Source organism: Paraburkholderia heleia NBRC 101817, from assembly GCF_000739775.1.
GTDB classification, from domain to species: domain Bacteria; phylum Pseudomonadota; class Gammaproteobacteria; order Burkholderiales; family Burkholderiaceae; genus Paraburkholderia; species Paraburkholderia heleia.
In genome coordinates this window covers 22,956-39,120 of the sequence record NZ_BBJH01000031.1, presented here as the reverse complement: position 1 = coordinate 39,120, position 16,165 = coordinate 22,956, and the positions used below count along the sequence as shown (strand labels likewise).

Here is a 16,165-nt window from a genome sequence, read left to right as displayed (position 1 = left end):
CCGCCTACGAGTCCAGGCGTCCGGGCGGAAAGTGACCGCTCTTGAGCAGCACCGGCGTGCCGTTGCTGAGTTCGAGATGGGCGCGTGCCACGGCTTCGATGCGTGGGCGGCCGGCGTCGAACGCCTGCATCCACGCGTCGCGGTTCGCGGGCAGCGCGCCGAAATGGTCCTCGAGCGCCTCGACGGAAATCGCGCACGGTACGCGTGTGCCGTCGACGAGTGCGGGAAAGACCACGGTCAGATTGGCGTCGCGGTAGAGCGGCGCGTCGGCGGGAAAACGAATGATCATGTCCAGCCCCGTGGAAAAATCGGCCAATAGCACTGCCGCCGGAGGACGACGCGGCGCACGGCGCTAACCGGCCATGTTACGCGCGAGGCGCGATGTCCGGCGCGAACGTGGCCGATGGGGCGGTAAGAGCTGGCCGGTTCGGCCGCCGTCTTTCAGTGCGCCTGCATCTTCGAGAACAGATTCAGCACGACCACGCCGGCCACGATGAGGCCGAGGCCGAGCACGGCCGGCAGATCGGGCACCTGCCGATAGAGCGCCATCGCCACGAGCGTGATGAGCACGATGCCCACGCCCGACCACACCGCATAGACGATGCCCACCGGCAAACTGCGCAACGTGAGCGAGAGCCCGTAGAACGCAATGCCATACCCCACCACGACGATCGCCGACGGCACGAGCCGCGTGAAGCCATCTGACGCGCGCAGTGCAGAAGTGGCGATGACTTCCGCGACGATCGCGATGACGAGCCAGGTCCAGGCCGAGAACGGAGGAATGCGCATCGTGTCAGACCTTCGCGAGCGCGAGCTGCGCGTAGTCGACATCGAGTTGTGCGCAGAGCGCTTCGACCACCAGTTCGTGATCGGCGCGCTGCGGCAGGCCCGAGACCGTGATCGAGCCGATCACGCCCGCACCCGCCACCATGAGCGGAAACGAACCGCCATGCGGCGCGAAATCGCTGATCGGCAGGCCGTGCTTGTCGGCAAGCGTCGTGCCGGTTTGCTGCATGCGCAAGCCGATCGCGTAGGAACTGCGCCGGAAATGCTCGACCACGCGCGACTTGCGGCGCACCCAGTCGGCGTTGTCGGGCGTGGCGCCGTCCAGCGCGCAAAAGAAAAGCTGCTGGCCGAAGGTGCGCACATCGATGGCGACGGGCAGCGCGCGAGCGCGCGCGAGTTCATGCAGATGCGAGCCAAGCTGCCAGGCGCGATCGGCGTCGAAACGGGGAAACACCAGCGCGTGCTCCTGAGCGGCTATCGATTGCAGATCGAGGGGAATGTCCATGGAAGAGGCAAATGAAGCGCGGTGCGCTGTAGAAGGCAAAGGCGCAGCGTGGACGTTGCAAAGAGCGTGCACGGCGCCGAACGAGACCCGATTCTATCCTGACGATTCGAGAAGCCCGATTCGAGAAGCCCCCGAGAAACCCCCATTACGCGCGCGCCCTGCAAACACTTTGCAAACGCATGGAAAGGCGCTCGTCATTGTTGTTGCAACGCGGCGCGAACTGTCGTATAATTTTTTCTTCGACGGACGCGGGGTGGAGCAGTCTGGCAGCTCGTCGGGCTCATAACCCGAAGGTCGTAGGTTCAAATCCTACCCCCGCAACCAGCAGAATTCGAAAGGGTTACAGGTCATCGGCTTGTAACCCTTTTTCCGTTTACGGTTTTAACGGCCACGCGAGTTTTAACGGCCGCGCGGGCACGGTTTCAAAGGCACGGCCTTCATCATGACACTGCGCACCTGAGCGAAGGCGCTCAGCGAAGCCACTGAGCGGTGATAAACTCGCATCACCCATCCCCCTATCGTGCCCATGAAATTCTGCTCGACTTGCGGTCAGGCGGTAAGCCTGCTCATTCCGCCCGGCGACAATCGCGAACGCTACGTCTGCTCGCACTGCGGCACCGTCCACTATCAGAATCCGCGCAACGTGGTCGGCACGGTTCCGGTCTGGGAAGACAAGGTGCTGTTGTGCCGCCGCGCGATCGAGCCGCGCTACGGCTACTGGACGCTGCCCGCCGGCTTCATGGAGATGGGTGAAACGACCGCCGAAGCCGCGGCGCGCGAGACGCTCGAGGAGGCCGGCGCGCGCGTCGAGGTGCAGAACCTCTTTTCGCTCCTGAACGTGCCTCGCGTGCACCAGGTGCATCTGTTCTATCTCGCGCGCCTGCTCGACATCGATATCGCGGCCGGTGAGGAAAGCCTCGAAGTGCGGCTTTTCGAAGAGCACGAAGTTCCGTGGGGCGACATTGCGTTCCCAACGGTCGGGCAGACCCTGCGCTGTTTCTTCGCCGATCGCCAGTCGGGCAGCTTCGGGCTGCACACCGGCGACGTCCTGCGCTCGCTGCGCGACGGCTGATCTCCCCTTCCGACTGCGCCCGCACCGATGGTCCCCTGGCTTTCGCCCGACGAACCGTTTCCCGCCGTCGAGCGCGCGCTCGGTGCGTCGAGCGGCGCGCCGGGCCTGCTCGCCGCGAGCGCGGACCTGCTCCCCGCGCGCCTCATCGACGCCTACCGGCGCGGCATTTTCCCGTGGTACTCCGACGGCCAGCCGGTGCTCTGGTGGAGCCCCGATCCGCGCATGATCCTGCGCCCAGACGAATTCAAGGTCTCGCCCTCGTTCAGGAAAACGCTCAAACGCGTGCTGCGTGAAAACGCGTGGGAAATTCGCGTCGACCACAATTTCGCCGCCGTGATGCGCGCGTGCGCGAGCGCGCCGCGGCGCGGCCAGCGCGGCACCTGGATCACCGGCGACGTGATCGACGCCTACTCCACCCTGCACCGCATGGGCGATGCGCACAGCGTCGAGGCCTGGTTCGGCGGCGAGCGCGTCGGCGGCCTTTATGGCGTGGCGCTCGGCACGATGTTCTTCGGCGAGTCGATGTTCGCCTCCATGACCGACGCCTCGAAGATCGCGCTCGCGGCGCTTGTCGCGCATCTGCGCCGCCACGGCGTCGAGTTGATCGACTGCCAGCAGAACACCGCGCATCTCGCCTCGCTCGGCGGGCGCGAAATCCCGCGCAAGGCGTTCATCGCGCACGTGCGCGCGCACGTGAACGCCGCGCCCATTCCCTGGACATTCGACAAAGCCGTGCTCGCCGATCTGCTAGGCGGGTCCGGCGCGCCCGACGAATTCTTGCCCGCTGCGTGAATGACCGATCCGCGTTGCCGGCGAGCAGCAAGTGAGTGGCGCATGAGCGATGCATAATCGCCCGCGTGCGCGCTAGCGACAGCCCGCGCAATTCGATGGATACATGTTCGGCGTCAATGTTAGACTGAATGGCGAGCCCGTCGCCGCCCGGCCTTGCCTGGCACGCCACGCGCGACGCGCCGCGTGGCCCGGCAAGGCTTGCGCGCGAGGCTGGCTGGGTGCGCGGCGCGCGCGCCATGCGACGATCCGAACTGCTACGAGAGCTGCCAACGTGACGCATCCAAACGAGCTGCCGCTTTCACCGCTTTCCGCGCTGCAATTCTATGCAACGGCGCCCTACCCCTGCAGCTACCTGGAGGGGCGCATCGCGCGCTCGCAGGTGGCAACGCCCAGTCATCTCATCAACTCCGACGTCTATACCGATCTCGTGAAGGCCGGCTTCCGGCGCTCGGGCGTGTTCACCTATCGTCCCTACTGCGACGGTTGCCGCGCATGCGTGCCGGTGCGCGTGCCGGTCGAGCGCTTCACGCCGAGCCGCACGCAGCGCCGCGCGTGGAAGCGGCACGGCGCACTCGTCGCCACGGTCGCGCCGCTGCACTACGACGAGGCGCACTATGCGCTCTACATGCGCTATCAGTCGGCGCGCCACGCCGGCGGCGGCATGGATCGCGACAGCCGCGACCAATACGAGCAGTTCCTGCTGCAAAGCCGGATCAACTCACGGCTGGTCGAGTTCCGCGAGCCGGACCCCGCGCAGCCTGACGAGCCCGGCACGTTGCGCATGGTGAGCATGATCGACATCCTCGGCGACGGACTCTCTTCGGTCTACACGTTCTTCGAGCCAGACACGCTCCACACGAGTTACGGCACCTACAACATCCTCTGGCAGATCGAGCAGGCCCGCAGCCTTCAGCTGCCTTACGTCTATCTCGGGTACTGGATCCGCGAAAGCCCGAAAATGGCCTACAAGGCGCACTTCCAGCCGCTCGAAGGCCTCTTCGACGGCGCATGGGCCGCGCTCACGCCCGAAGCCTGAACCCGCGGCGCGTCGCCCTGAGCCTGCGTTGCCGCTAAAATAGCGGGTTCCCATTTTCCGGCGCCCGCGCCTTCTTCCCGTGTTCAGCACCCTTTATCCGTTCGTCCGCGACCAGCTCTTTCGCATGGACGCCGAAGACGCCCATCACCTCTCGCTGCGCATGATCGGCGCCGCCGGCCGCACCGGCATGGCGGGCCTGCTCGCCCCGCGCGTGCCCGATTCGCCGCGCACCGTCATGGGCCTGACCTTCCGCAACCCGGTCGGCCTCGCCGCGGGCCTCGACAAGGAAGGAGCCGCGATCGACGGTTTCGCCGCACTCGGCTTCGGCTTCATCGAGGTGGGCACCGTGACGCCGCGCCCGCAGCCGGGCAATCCGCGTCCGCGCATTTTCCGGCTGCCGCAGGCGGGCGGCATCATCAACCGCATGGGGTTCAACAACCACGGCGTCGAGCAGTTCGTGAAGAACGTGCAGGCCGCGCGCTATCGCGGCATTCTCGGCCTGAACATCGGCAAGAACGCCGATACGCCGATCGAGCGCGCCGCCGACGACTATCTCTTCTGCCTCGAGCGCGTCTATCCGTTCGCGAGCTACGTGACGATCAATATCTCGTCGCCGAACACGAAGAATCTGCGCCAGCTGCAAGGCGGCGGCGAACTCGACGCCCTCCTCGCCGCGCTCAAGAACAAGCAGCAGCGTCTGGCCGACATGCACGGCAAGCTCGTGCCGCTCGCGCTCAAGATCGCCCCCGATCTCGACGACGAGCAGATCAAGGAAATCGCCGACACGCTCCTGCGCCACAAGATCGAAGGCGTGATCGCGACCAACACCACGCTCTCGCGCGCGGCGGTGGAAGGCATGCCGAATGCGAACGAAACGGGCGGCCTCTCGGGACGCCCGGTGTTCGAGGCCTCGAACAACGTGATCCGCAAGCTGCGCGCCGAGTTGGGCGCAGACGTGCCCATCATCGGCGTAGGCGGCATTTTCTCGGGCGACGATGCGCGCGCGAAGATCGCGGCCGGCGCCTCGCTCGTGCAGGTCTACACGGGCTTCATCTACCGGGGCCCGGCGCTCGTCGCCGAATGTGCGCGGGCGCTGGCCTCGGGCCGCGCGTAAAGCTATAGTGGCAGGCTAGTCGCGGCGCATCGGAGGCGCTGTGCGCTAGCACCAGAATCGCAGCAGCAGAACAAGAGGAAAACATGAAATCCGGTTTGCTGAAAAAACTCCTTGCACTTGCAATCGTTGGCGCATCGTTCGTCGCTGCCGGCGCCCACGCCGACGACCTGCTCGACCAGGTCAAGGCGCGCGGCACGCTGCGCATCGGTCTCGAAGGCACGTTTCCCCCGTTCGACTCGAAGGCGCCCAACGGCGAGCTGGTCGGCTATGACGTCGACATCGCCAAGGCCGTCGCCGCGAAAATGGGCCTCAAGCCCGAATTCGTCACGACTGAATGGAGCGGCATCATCGCGGGCCTGCAGGCAGGCAAGTTCGACGTGATCGTGAACCAGGTCGGCGTGACCGACCCGCGCAAGGCCGTGCTCGACTTCTCGCCGGCGTACACGTACTCGGCCGCACAGCTCATCCAGCGCAAGGACGACACGCGCCAGTTCAAGACGCTCGAAGACCTGAAGGGCAAAAAGCTCGGCGTCGGCCTCGGCACCAACTACATGGATATGGCCAAGTCGGTGCCGGGCATCGACGTGAAGACCTATCCGGGCGCCCCGGAATATCTGCGCGACCTCGCAGCGGGCCGCCTCGACGCGGCGCTCAACGACCGTCTGATGCTCGCCTACCTGCTCAAGAACTCGCAGCTGCCGCTGCGCACGGGCGCAACAGTCGGCGCGGGCAACCCGTCGGCCATCCCGTTCAGGAAGGGCAATCCGAAGTTCGCCAAGGCGATCGACGACGCGATGACGCAACTCGAAGCCGACGGCACCTTCACGAAGATCTCGGACAAATGGTTCGGCATCGACGTGACGAAGCCGATTTCGCAATGATCCGGCAATGATCGCGAGCGCCGCACAGTCCGGCTGACGCGAAGGGCGGCATCGCACGATGCCGCCCTTCGCACATCTGCATCCATTGCAAAACGCGCCACTTCAATTCGCTACCTACGCCCATGCCCATCTATACGCTCATCATCCAGTCGCTGCCGGTGCTCGCACAGGGCGCGGTGCTGACGGTCAAGTTCGCCGTGCTTTCGATGATCTTCGGGCTCATCGGCGGTGCCGTGCTCGCGCTCATGGGCATCAGCTCGAACCGCGCGCTCGTGTTCATCGCACGCGTGTATGTGAGCTTGATGCGCGGCACGCCGCTGCTCGTGCAGATCTTCGTCATTTATTACGGATTGCCGAGCATCGGCATCTCGCTCGACCCGACGCCCGCAGGCGTGATCGCGCTTTCCGCGAACGTGGCGGCATATCTCTCGGAGAGCATGCGCGGCGCGATTCTCGGCATTCATAGCGGTCAGTGGCTCGCGGCCTATAGCCTCGGCCTCTCGCGCAGCCAGACCCTGCGCTACGTGATCGCACCGCAGGCCCTGCGCATCGCGGTGCCGAGCCTCTCGAACAGCCTCATCAGCCTCATCAAGGACACGTCACTCGTTTCGGTCATCACCGTGACGGAACTGCTGCGCAGCGCGCAGGAAATCATCGCTTCGACGTATCAGCCGCTGCCGCTCTATCTCGCGGCGGCCGCCGTGTACTGGGTGCTTTGCCAGGTGCTCGAATGGGTGCAGCACTGGTACGAAAGGCGCCTCGCACTGCCTGCGCGCCACTGAGCTTGCGAGCCTGACCTCACGCGCGTTTTCATGCACGGCCCGCACATGCGGGCCGTGCCGCTTTCAAGCCGCCATCGAGCTTGTCACTCGCAGGGAAAACGCAGCCCGAGCGCCGCACGAGCGGCGTCTGCCATGGCGAGCATGCGGCGCGAGGTGTCGTGCGTCATCACCGGGCTTTCCAGCGCACCCGCGCGCAGCAGTTCGCAGAAGTGCGCAGTCTCGTAGTTGAGGCCACCGCCCTCGAACGGCTCGTCGAGTTCGACGACGCGGCCATCCACATAACGCACCGTCGCGCGCGCCGGATTCCACCAGTTCGCGTGTATCGTCACGTTGCCGAGCGGCCCCGCCAGCAGCGCGTCGCCATAGCCGTGCAGATCGAGCCCGCAGAATAGCTGCGCGATGCCGCGCTCATGCTGGCAATTGAGACTCGCGAAGGTATCCACGCCCGTCGAGCCGAGGCGGCCAACGGTCTGCACCTCGCGCGGCGCGCCGAGCCAGTCGACGGCAAGGAACATTTCGTACACGCCGATGTCGAGCAGCGCCCCGCCCGCCTGTTCGAACGAAAGCGAGGGGTGGCCGGCCGGCACGCTGGCCACCGAACACCCCGCGCGCACGAGCCCCACCGGCCCGATGGGATCGGCGTCAAGTTGCGCACGCAACTTTTGATAGAGGGGATAAAACGGCGGCTTCATCGCCTCCATAAAGAGGCGTTGCGCGCGGCGCGCCGCGTCGAGCACGCGTTCGAGCTGTACGCCGTTGACGGTGGCGGGCTTTTCGCACAACACGGGCAGGCCGGCTTCGAGCGCGGCAACGGCGTACCGGGCGTGACTGTCCTGCATCGTGGCGATATACACGGCGTCGATGCCGCTCGCGAACAGCGCATCCACGCTCTCGCACGCCTGTGCGCCGCAGGTGGCGGCAAGCGCCTGCGCGGTGGCCGCGCGCCGCGACCAGACCGCTTCGACGCGTGCATGCGGCACGTGCGCGACGCCCTGCGCGAAGCGGTGCGCAATACGGCCCGCGCCGACGATGCCCCAACGTATCGTTTGTGTTTCGCTCATGTGCTGCGTGCTCCGGCTGTGAGGTCCAGGGCCGCCGCATCACGTACATCACGCACGTCACGCGCGGCGCACCCAAAGACACGCACGATACCGGCACACGCTGCGCGCTGCAATGCGCTCGCGCGGGTCCGCGCGCAACGCGCGGTCCAACGCGAGCGAAGCGGTGCCGCCAACGGCCTTAGCGCTGCTCCAGCGCCTCGGGCGCGAGCGCGCGAGTGAGTTCGTCGGCGGTGTATTCGATCATGGCGAGCGCGGCCGCTTCGGCCTCTTTCGGCGCACGCCGTTCGATCGCATCGACGATGCGCCCATGCGCCGCCACGACGTTGCTCCAGCCGCCGTCACGCGTGCTGAGAATCGGATTCACGAGCGAGAGCGCGCCACGAATGATCGCCGCCATCTGCTGATAAAACTGATTTCCGCTCGCCGCGAGGATGCGCGTGTGCAGAAGCGCGTCGGCGCTCTGGAAACCCGGATCGTCGCTACTCGTCTGGCGCAAGGCCTCAAACGCCTCGCGGATGCCGGCAATGTCCGCCGCGCTTGCGCGCGTGGCCGCGAGCGCGCACGCCGCCGGTTCGATCAGGCCGCGAAACTCGATCACGTCGCGCAAAAACGTCTTGTCCGGTTTCGAACGGAAACGCCAGTTCACGACGTCCTCGTCGATCATGCGCCAGTCGCGCATGGGCCGGATGCGCGTGCCGATTTTCGGCCGCACGTCGAGCATGTGACGCGCGAGCAGCATGGAGAGCGCCTCGCGCATCACCGTGCGGCTCACATCGAACTCCTTCGAGAGGATGTCCTGCGGCGGCAGCACGGCGCCATACCGCTCCTCGACGATGCCTGAAATCAGCCCGTCCATCACCTTGCTGACGAGCGAACGTTCCTTGTTCCCCAGTTCCATGACCCTACCCCCCCCGATGTGGGCGTTGTCGCCCATGTTTGCCGGATACTGCGCGGGCCCTCGTGCGTCGTCGAACTTAGGTGTTACGTTGCCATGCGCTTCGCATAATTCGCCAGCCAGGATATCTCCTGACATGAGGCTTGCGCGCACGCATCGTGTTCGTATTTACGCGTGTTCCATCAGCCCTTGCGCCGCTGTTTTTGTAAGGCGATCGTATGAATCGCCCACTTACTTCAATCGACACGCTTTCAACTGGTTTCAAATCGATCGGCAGTCCCTGGCTGTGCATATACAGGGATGCCGGCGTGCATGTTTCTTCTACGCACGCTTTTTCGCGCGCGCTCCAACGTCGTGCCGTTCAACGTTGCGCCTGTTCAACGTTGTATCCGGCCGTACTCATCGTCGAATCGAACGATGTCGTCTTCGCCCAGATAAGCGCCCGACTGCACCTCGATGATCTCGAGCGGCGTCTTGCCCGGGTTCTCCAGCCGGTGTCTGACGCCCAGCGGAATGTAGGTCGATTCGTTTTCCGAAAGCAGGAAAACCTCTTCGCCGCGCGTGACGCGCGCCGTGCCGCGCACCACGGTCCAGTGCTCCGCGCGGTGATGATGCATCTGCAGCGACAGCCTCCCGCCCGGCTTCACGACGATGCGCTTGACCTGGAAGCGTTCGCCCTGATCGAGCGAGTCGTAGCAGCCCCATGGCCGCTCCACGCGCCGGTGATGCTGCGCGACCGCGCTGCGCTCCTGCCTGAGCTTGCCCACGATCGCCTTGACGTCCTGCACGCGATCTCTCGCCGCGACGAGGACCGCGTCGGCCGTTTCGACGACCACCACGCCGTGCACGCCCACGCAGGCCACGAGCCTTCCGTCCGAATGCGCGAACGTGTCCGTCACGTCTTCGAACATCACGCGCCCGCGGGCCACATTGCCGCTCCCGTCCTTGTTCGACACCTGCCACACCGCATCCCACGCGCCTACGTCGGACCAGCCGGCCACGAGCGGCACGACCACGCCCGTGAGCCGCGCGTCGGCGCCGAGCGACTCCATCACCGCGTAGTCGATGGAGTCGGACGGGCACGCAGCGAACGCCGCGGCATCGAGGTGCACGCTGCCGTCGGCGTCGATGGCGGCCGCCTCGAACGAGGCCGCGCATTGCGCCGCGATAGCCGGCCGGCAATGCGCAATCGCGGCGAGCCAGACCGATGCGCGCACCACGAAGATGCCGCTATTCCAGAGGTAATCGCCGCAGGCCACGTAACTCGCCGCGAGTTCGGCGCCCGGCTTTTCCACGAACCGCTCGATCACCCGTGCGCCGCTTGCGCCGAGCGCCGCACCCGCGCCGATATACCCGTAGCCGGTCTCCGCGCGCTGCGGCGGCACGCCCAGCGTGACGATCGCGCCGCGCGCCGCGTACCCCACCGCTTCCTCGAGCGCGGCGGCAAACGCCGCGCGATCCGCAATCAGGTGGTCCGCCGGCATGGCGATGAGCACGGGGTCGCTGTCGTATGCCGCATCCGCGCCGTCGCGGGCCAGCGCCGCCTCGTACCCAGCGCGCGCCGCCAGCGCCGCCACAGTGAGCGCGGGCGCCGTGTTGCGCGCAACCGGTTCGAGCACGACGCGAGCGGGCGTGCCGCTGCGGCCGAGCCGGTCGACGGTCATGAGCCGCAGTTCCTCGCTGCTCACGACCACAGGCGCGGCCTTGCGGATTGCCGCGCCCGCGCCGGCATACACCCCGTCGAGCCGCCGCACCGTGGCTTCGAGCAGCGACTCGCCGTCGAGCAGATCGATCAGCTGTTTCGGGCAATGCTCGCGCGAGAGCGGCCAAAGCCGCGTGCCCGAGCCCCCGGCCAGCACCACGGGCTGAACGATGAGCGCAACCTCGGCTTCATTGGCTGCCGCGATCAAGCCGTCAGGCGTCACGAGCTGATTCATGCAATGAACTCCCCGTTGAAATACGCCGGGTCACGTCGACGAATGCCGAGCCTGCCTGCCGGCGGGCTCGCCCGAAGCGTCACGCGCTTCCCCGACCTCTCAAGCCTCGCGAAGCCTTGAGGCTTTTTACGGACCTCATTGGAGCAAACCTCGGCATGCCAATCTGTACGCATACCCACACTGACCGCATGCGCACCGGCGGGGGCACCGCAAAGCCACTCGCGCGCGATGTTTCAGCGCCGAACGTTTTTTCGCCGGCTTCGGCTGCGTTGCAACAGAACTGAATCAAAACCGCTTGTTTTTTGGGCCACGGCACGAGTCGCCTCCGATGCATGTTTCAGCGAGGAGCCATTTCTGAATCCCCCGGTCGCCATGAGAAATAATTCAATTGAATCATTGGCTTGCGACTTTCAAAAAGGGGATGTGCGGCGCGGCGGCCCGCAAGGTCGCCGTACAAAAGTGAAACAAAAATGCGGCGTTACGCCGCGCTGCCGCATGACCGACTCTCGCTCAGCCGCTTGAATGCGTGCTTTCGCACTGACTGGCACACACCCTGCTAAAGAGGGATCGCCACACGAGCGCAGACGCGGACAACCGAAACCGCGCACAAACGCAAGCGAGTGGGCCCAGGCAGGACAGAGCGGGAAAGCAGGAAAGCGCACAAACAAGCGGGACTATGGGGCCGGCACGACGAACACATAAGCCGCACGGGAAGCGGCAGACAACAACGAGTTCGGCGAACGGAATCAAAAAACAGGAGGCGGCTCGCGCCGCTTCACACGAGGACCAGTCATGTTAACCCTTCAATCCGATCTTCACGGCAACCATCTGCTGGGCGCCCTCCCATCGCATGAATGGCAGGCTCTCGCCCCGCACCTCGAACTCGTTCATCTGCGCACGGAACAGTTGATTTGCGATTCCGGCCAGCGCATTCATCATGTCTACTTTCCGACCACCGCGATCGTCTCGCTGCTCTCGACGATGGAAGACGGCAGCTCGGTCGAAATCGCGGCGGTCGGCCGCGAAGGCATGACCGGCGTGCCCGTGCTCACGGGCGGCGAAACGATGCCGAATCGCGTGCAGGTGCAATGCGCGGGCTTCGCCTATCGCATGAGCGCGCAAGCCCTCAAGCAGCAATTCGCGCGCTCGGACTTCCTGCGCCGCCTCATGCTGCTTTACATGCACGCGCTGCTCACGCAGGTCGCACAAACCGCTGCGTGCAATCGTCACCACTCGCTCAGCAAGCAGTTGTGCCGCTGGCTCCTGATCGAAGTGGACCGCGTGGCGTCCAACGATCTCAGCGTGACGCAGCAGCTGATCGCCGACATGCTCGGCGTGCGCCGCGAAGGTATCACCGAAGCCGCCGGCAAGCTGCACGACGAAGGCCTGATCCATCACAGCCGCGGCCATATCCGCGTGCTCGATCGCGCGGGCCTCGAAGCTCGTGCCTGCGAGTGCTACGGGCTCGTGCGGCGCGAATTCGACCGGCTGCTGCCGCGCCTGCACCAGGCGGAAACGCTCGCGTGAGCGCGTGATCGAATCGATCCTGTCTCGCCGCACTGGCTGAAGGGAACAGGAGCGCACCCTTTATCTCTTCAGCCCTGCGGCTCTCAATGTCAACGGGTCGCAGGCACGAGCGCCTGCGCAAGCGGCAACGCGGGCAAATTCTCGCGTTCGCGCACGAACGGATCGGTCGGCTCCTGAAGCTTCGGATCCGGGCTCGTATCGGCGTTGCGCAATTGCACGGGCGCGCCGTCGCTCTTCGCGACCTTGCGATTGTCGCCGCAAGGATGATCGGTCAGCGCGGCGGCCTCACGGAAATCGTCTTCCTGACACATGATGTTGAACGCAATGTCCTTGCGGTCCATGCGCCATGCCACGGCCGCATTCAGGCGCTTGTTGCAATCCATATCCTTGATGGTGCCCGCGGCCGTCGCGCCCACGCCCACCACCGACACCGCGGCGGAAATGCTGCCCCAGCAGGTCTCGGTCACCGAGGCCGTCAAGGCCGGCGCGTAGACCGTGGGCGTCGTGCGCACATCGTAACCGCCGTGGTACGTGACGTCCGACGTCCCGCCGCCCGGCAATACGACGGTATTGGCAACGGTGCTCGTCTGGCTCGACGTGGACGTGGTCCCCGATGTCATCGTCGGCGTGGTTTGCGCCCACGCGGCACCTGCGTACAGCAACACCCCGGCAACGGCCATTTTTTGTTTCAGCTTGCTCATTCTTCTCTCCGTGAACGGAAAGGGGGCTGCGCCCCCCATCCGACGCGCTAGTGAACGGCTGACCCGTTCCGATTACCAGTGCATGCCGCCCGTGAGCGAACCCGAACCGCCCGCTGCAACGATGCCGACGCCGCCGTCTGCATTGGCCGTGCCGGTACCGTTCGCGGTCGCGTTCGACATGAAACCCGAGCCGCCGTAGCTGCCGCCGGAACCTGCGAACGACGTGTCGATCACCGACGAGTTGAAGTTCTGCGAACCCGACTGCGTGGCGCTCGTGAAGCCGAGCGTCGACGAATTCTGGTTCGTGGTCGTCGTGCCGGTCTGGCCAACGTAACCGTTAGCCGTCTGGCCGTAGGTCTGCGAGTTGCCGTTTTGCGTCGTGTAGCTCGAACCAAACGTGAGGCTCGCGTTCGAGAACGACTGGTTGCCTTGCGACACGGTAGCGTCGATATGACCCGGCACCGTCAGCGCCGACGTGAAGCTGCCGTTGACCGACGAGGTCGAGTTCGACGTGAGTGCCGTTGAGCCAAAACCGACGCCCGCTGCGCCTACCGCCGACGTGGTGGACGAAGACGGCGCGCCCATACCGCCGGGACCGCCAGCAAATGCGGCAGCCGAACCGAGAGAAAGCATGGCGGCGAGCGAAATGGCCTGAATCTTCTTCATGATTATGGTCTTCCTGATAAAGCAGGGGAACGTTGGATGAATGCGCCCGCACGCCCCCTGATAGCGCGGGCGCATTTAACACGACTTCAATTGCAATGCCGATAAAATCACTGCATTTAAAACGCGCGAATATCCCCGCGGACCAGCCCGATATCGGGGAGACCGTTTAACGGAGTCACCAGATAGAACTCGCGCACAGAACACCCTCAGGCTTTACGCATTCGCGTAAATCAGGCGGTCATACAGGATTGAAAATCTGGATAACAGAAAGGAATACCTCGTAGAACCCCGTACGTTTCGCGGACCCTACTGAATAGTAGTCCGATGCAAATCGTCCAGCACCTGCTGTTGTCATTATTTCCCCGTATGCCGCGCGGCGTACGCCAACCACGCGACGCACTGCCTGACAGAAACGCTCGAGCCGCTGCGCATTTCGGCACGCCGCCCTCCCCGTCCGGTCGCTTCAACGTCTCTTTTAGCGAACCGTTTGCATAACATCGCCGGACGGTTGAATTTATATCCCAGACAGTCAGACTATTGCTACGTCATTCGCGCGCTTTGTGTGCGGTTCTCAACGTAGTGAATTGCGAAGGCCTTGAATTCGGGAATTTTCTTTCAAAAATAATCGAAAGGCGAATTGAAGTTTCAGATGGATGCACGGACAACCAGATCCGGAAAATCGCTTTCTTTTAATGATTAATCGCGACTTTCGGTTCGGCAGGCCACGCAGGCCTGCCGGAATTAAGAGCGGCAACGCACAGGCAAAATCGGCGCAAGCCTGTTGCACGCGCCGCTCGCGCGAGGCCGCTCAGGCCTTGCGGTATTCGATGCGCTCCACACCGGTTTCACCGCCGAGCAGGCAGAAGTCCGCGCCGCGCGCGGCGAACAGACCCACAGTCACCACGCCCGGCCATGCGTTGACATGCGCCTCGAGCGTGCGAGGGTCGCTGATGCGCAGGCCCTTGACGTCGAGGACCTCGTTGCCGTTGTCGGTGATAAAGGGCGAGCCGTCCTTTTGCACGCGCAGCACCGGCACGCCGCCGAGCGCCGTCACGCGGCGGCCAATGGCCGTGCGCGCCATCGGCACGACTTCGATGGGCAGCGGAAACCGGCCGAGCACGTCGACGCGTTTGCTCGCATCGGCGATGCAGACGAACACGTCCGACACCGACGCGACGATCTTCTCGCGCGTGAGCGCGCCGCCGCCGCCCTTGATCATGGCGCCGGCGCCGTCGATTTCATCGGCGCCGTCCACGTACACGGGCAGCGATTCGATCTCGTTGAGGTCGAAAATCCTGAAGCCGTGCGCTTCCAGGCGCGCGGTGGTCGCCACCGAGCTCGACACGGCGCCGCGGTAGCGGCCCTTGCTCGCCACGAGCGCGTCGATGAAACAGTTCGCGGTAGAGCCCGTGCCGACGCCGATCACGGCGCCTTCCGGCACGTTCGCGTTGACATAGTCGGCGGCGGCCTGACCGACCAGTTGCTTGAGTTCGTCTTGAGTCATGGGAGTACAGCCCGAGGAGGAGAAAAACGCGGAATCCGCATAGTTTACCGGAGATGCGGGCACGGGCTGCCCGCATCTCGCAGGATCGCGCGACAGGCGATTGATTGTTGATCGATGGGCGGCTGGGCGATCAGCGCGCCGCCGAGCGTTGGCGCACCGCTTCGAACAGGCACACGCCCGAAGCCACCGAGACGTTCAGGCTTTCGACCGTGCCTGCCATCGGAATCTGCATGACTTCGTCGCAGGTTTCGCGCGTGAGGCGGCGCATGCCCTCGCCTTCGGCGCCCAGCACGAGCGCGACCGGACCGTCGAGCTTCGTCTCGTAGAGGCTCGCGCTCGCGTCGCCGGCGGTGCCGACTACCCAGATGCCCGCGTCCTTGAGCTCGCGCAGCGCACGCGCGAGATTCGTCACGGTGATGTAGGGCACGGTATCCGCCGCGCCGCTCGCCACCTTCGCGGCCGTGGCGTTCAAACCCACGGCACGGTCGCGCGGAGCGATCACCGCGTGCGCGCCGGCCGCGTCGGCCACGCGCAGGCACGCGCCGAGATTGTGCGGATCGGTCACGCCGTCGAGCACGAGCAAGAGCGGCGAGCCCTGGATGCCGTCGAGCAGCTCCGCGAGGTTCTGCGCGAGCGGCAGATCGTGCACGCGCGCCACTACGCCCTGGTGACGCTCCGTATGCGCGAGACCCCAGAGGCGCGTTTCGTCGGCTGCGATCACGCGCGCGCCGGCTTCCTTCGCGGTGTGCAGGAAGTCCTGCATGCGGCGGTCGCGGCGCGTCGGATCGTAGTAGACATCCTCGACCGTGGACGCGTCGTGCCGCAAGCGTGCGGTCACCGCATGAAACCCGTAAAGAACCTTGAGACGTGACATGACTGAGACAACCCCTGATGAACGTTTTGCAG

17 protein-coding genes and 1 tRNA gene are annotated in these 16,165 nt (G+C 65.1%); 8 read left to right on the top strand and 10 right to left on the bottom strand.

The genetic code is table 11. The features are described from left to right. Positions 1–4: 4 nt before the first annotated feature. The 3 genes from BHE01S_RS24420 to BHE01S_RS24410 all read right to left on the bottom strand — a co-directional run bounded on the left by BHE01S_RS24420 (position 5) and on the right by BHE01S_RS24410 (position 1,291). Positions 5–289: a DUF1488 family protein gene (locus tag BHE01S_RS24420; protein ID WP_042268605.1), complete on the bottom strand. Its 285-nt coding sequence runs from the start codon at positions 287–289 to the stop codon at positions 5–7. Positions 290–441: 152 nt separating this feature from the next. Beyond that, positions 442–789 carry a DMT family transporter gene (locus tag BHE01S_RS24415; protein ID WP_042268604.1) on the bottom strand — a complete coding sequence of 116 codons (348 nt, stop codon included), beginning with the start codon at positions 787–789 and terminating at the stop codon, positions 442–444. A gap of 4 nt (positions 790–793) precedes the next feature. Continuing rightward, positions 794–1,291, bottom strand: coding sequence for a heme-degrading domain-containing protein (locus tag BHE01S_RS24410; RefSeq protein ID WP_042268603.1), 498 nt, complete (start codon positions 1,289–1,291; stop codon positions 794–796). 247 nt (positions 1,292–1,538) lie between these two features. Between BHE01S_RS24410 and BHE01S_RS24405 the strand changes: the two genes are divergently transcribed. The 7 genes from BHE01S_RS24405 to BHE01S_RS24375 all read left to right on the top strand — a co-directional run bounded on the left by BHE01S_RS24405 (position 1,539) and on the right by BHE01S_RS24375 (position 6,968). Then, a tRNA-Met gene (locus tag BHE01S_RS24405) sits at positions 1,539–1,615 on the top strand. A 202-nt stretch (positions 1,616–1,817) separates the two neighbouring features. After that, positions 1,818–2,363, top strand: coding sequence for an NUDIX hydrolase (locus BHE01S_RS24400; RefSeq protein ID WP_042268602.1), 546 nt, complete (start codon positions 1,818–1,820; stop codon positions 2,361–2,363). Positions 2,364–2,390: 27 nt separating this feature from the next. Further along, positions 2,391–3,155 carry a leucyl/phenylalanyl-tRNA--protein transferase gene (gene aat, locus BHE01S_RS24395; protein WP_042268601.1) on the top strand — a complete coding sequence of 255 codons (765 nt, stop codon included), beginning with the start codon at positions 2,391–2,393 and terminating at the stop codon, positions 3,153–3,155. A 271-nt stretch (positions 3,156–3,426) separates the two neighbouring features. Continuing rightward, a complete protein-coding gene (locus BHE01S_RS24390) occupies positions 3,427–4,191 on the top strand; it encodes an arginyltransferase (RefSeq protein ID WP_042268600.1) in 765 nt (254 codons plus the stop codon). Between the two features lie 79 nt (positions 4,192–4,270). Next, positions 4,271–5,305, top strand: coding sequence for a quinone-dependent dihydroorotate dehydrogenase (locus BHE01S_RS24385; protein WP_042268599.1), 1,035 nt, complete (start codon positions 4,271–4,273; stop codon positions 5,303–5,305). 83 nt (positions 5,306–5,388) lie between these two features. Next, positions 5,389–6,186, top strand: coding sequence for a transporter substrate-binding domain-containing protein (locus BHE01S_RS24380; protein ID WP_042268598.1), 798 nt, complete (start codon positions 5,389–5,391; stop codon positions 6,184–6,186). 122 nt (positions 6,187–6,308) lie between these two features. Continuing rightward, on the top strand, positions 6,309–6,968 hold the full coding sequence (locus BHE01S_RS24375) for an amino acid ABC transporter permease (RefSeq protein WP_042268597.1): 660 nt from the start codon (positions 6,309–6,311) through the stop codon (positions 6,966–6,968). Between the two features lie 83 nt (positions 6,969–7,051). On the opposite strand, the gene BHE01S_RS24370 is transcribed toward BHE01S_RS24375, so the two are convergent. The 3 genes from BHE01S_RS24370 to BHE01S_RS24360 all read right to left on the bottom strand — a co-directional run bounded on the left by BHE01S_RS24370 (position 7,052) and on the right by BHE01S_RS24360 (position 10,861). Further along, positions 7,052–8,029, bottom strand: a complete 978-nt coding sequence (locus BHE01S_RS24370; protein ID WP_042268596.1) for a Gfo/Idh/MocA family protein — start codon at positions 8,027–8,029, stop codon at positions 7,052–7,054. A gap of 178 nt (positions 8,030–8,207) precedes the next feature. Continuing rightward, positions 8,208–8,927, bottom strand: coding sequence for a FadR/GntR family transcriptional regulator (locus tag BHE01S_RS24365; RefSeq protein ID WP_042268595.1), 720 nt, complete (start codon positions 8,925–8,927; stop codon positions 8,208–8,210). A 374-nt stretch (positions 8,928–9,301) separates the two neighbouring features. Further along, complete coding sequence (locus BHE01S_RS24360; protein ID WP_042268594.1) at positions 9,302–10,861, bottom strand: mannose-1-phosphate guanylyltransferase/mannose-6-phosphate isomerase; 1,560 nt, start codon at positions 10,859–10,861, stop codon at positions 9,302–9,304. Between the two features lie 792 nt (positions 10,862–11,653). Here BHE01S_RS24360 and BHE01S_RS24355 point away from each other — a divergent pair. Continuing rightward, positions 11,654–12,388, top strand: coding sequence for a Crp/Fnr family transcriptional regulator (locus BHE01S_RS24355; protein WP_042268593.1), 735 nt, complete (start codon positions 11,654–11,656; stop codon positions 12,386–12,388). A gap of 89 nt (positions 12,389–12,477) precedes the next feature. On the opposite strand, the gene BHE01S_RS24350 is transcribed toward BHE01S_RS24355, so the two are convergent. The 4 genes from BHE01S_RS24350 to rlmB form a co-directional block, all read right to left on the bottom strand. After that, complete coding sequence (locus BHE01S_RS24350) at positions 12,478–13,089, bottom strand: hypothetical protein (RefSeq protein ID WP_042268592.1); 612 nt, start codon at positions 13,087–13,089, stop codon at positions 12,478–12,480. Between the two features lie 72 nt (positions 13,090–13,161). Next, the gene (locus BHE01S_RS24345) at positions 13,162–13,755 is read right to left on the bottom strand and encodes a hypothetical protein (protein ID WP_042268591.1); all 594 of its coding nucleotides are present in this window, start codon (positions 13,753–13,755) and stop codon (positions 13,162–13,164) included. Between the two features lie 808 nt (positions 13,756–14,563). Next, positions 14,564–15,259 (bottom strand): ribose-5-phosphate isomerase RpiA, encoded by a 696-nt coding sequence (gene rpiA, locus BHE01S_RS24340; protein WP_042268590.1) that lies wholly within the window; start codon positions 15,257–15,259, stop codon positions 14,564–14,566. 130 nt (positions 15,260–15,389) lie between these two features. Next, a complete protein-coding gene (gene rlmB / locus BHE01S_RS24335) occupies positions 15,390–16,133 on the bottom strand; it encodes a 23S rRNA (guanosine(2251)-2'-O)-methyltransferase RlmB (protein WP_042268589.1) in 744 nt (247 codons plus the stop codon). Positions 16,134–16,165: the final 32 nt, after the last annotated feature.